We start from the raw sequence: 871 nt of genomic DNA, 5'->3' as shown, positions 1-871 counted from the left end.
GGGATAAACGAAAAACGAAAATCTTTGAACTACAGGGAAACGTTTATGCGTTCGACTCAACTACGATAGATTTATGTTTGGCTGTATTCTGGTGGGCTAAGTTCCGCAAGAAGAAGGGAGGGGTAAAAATCCATACTCTGTATGATGTGGAAACTCAGATTCCGACATTCTTCCATATAACGACTGCTTCAGTGCATGACTCAAAGGCAATGGACGTAATCCCGTATGAGCAAGGTTCGTATTACATCTTCGATAGAGCATATAATGACTTTAGACGTCTGTTTAAGATACATACGATAGAAGCTTTTTTCGTTGTCAGAGCCAAAAAGAATCTCCAATACAAAATGGTAAAATGGAAGCGAAGACTTCCTCATAATGTGTTGTCGGATGCTACTGTTGAACTGACTGGATTTTACCCTAAGAAACATTATCCCGAACATCTCCGTCTAGTCAGATATTGGGATGACGAACAGAACCGGGAGTTTATGTTTCTTACCAATGACCTCAAATTGTCGGCACTACAGGTCGCAAATCTTTATAAGAACAGATGGCAAGTTGAACTGTTTTTCAAATGGCTCAAACAACATCTAAAGATAAAGAAGTTTTGGGGCACATCTGAAAATGCGGTGCGTATCCAAATCTATTGTGCAATCTGTGCTTACTGCCTTGTCGCGATAGTACAGCATGATATGAAGCTTGAACGATCAACATACGAAGTCCTCCAAATCATAGGAGCCTCATTGACCGACACCTCTCATTTGGTCGATCTCTTCGACAAAACTAAATCTCAAAATTTCAATGTTCTCTACGACCCAAGTGGACCAAATTTATTTAATTTTTAACTAGCTCCCATTTTTATGGGACACTAGTG

Annotated in this window: 1 protein-coding gene; it reads left to right on the top strand. The window is 39.8% G+C overall.

The window, feature by feature from the left end; translation table 11 throughout:
* On the top strand, positions 1-842 hold an 842-nt coding region (locus E5342_RS19085), incomplete at its 5' end, for an IS4 family transposase (protein WP_135960087.1).
* Positions 843-871 lie beyond the last annotated feature (29 nt).

The organism is Parabacteroides distasonis, from assembly GCF_004793765.1.
GTDB lineage: Bacteria > Bacteroidota > Bacteroidia > Bacteroidales > Tannerellaceae > Parabacteroides > Parabacteroides distasonis_A.
The sequence above is the reverse complement of the archived record's forward strand: the minus strand, read 5'-3'. Positions and strand labels throughout refer to the sequence as shown.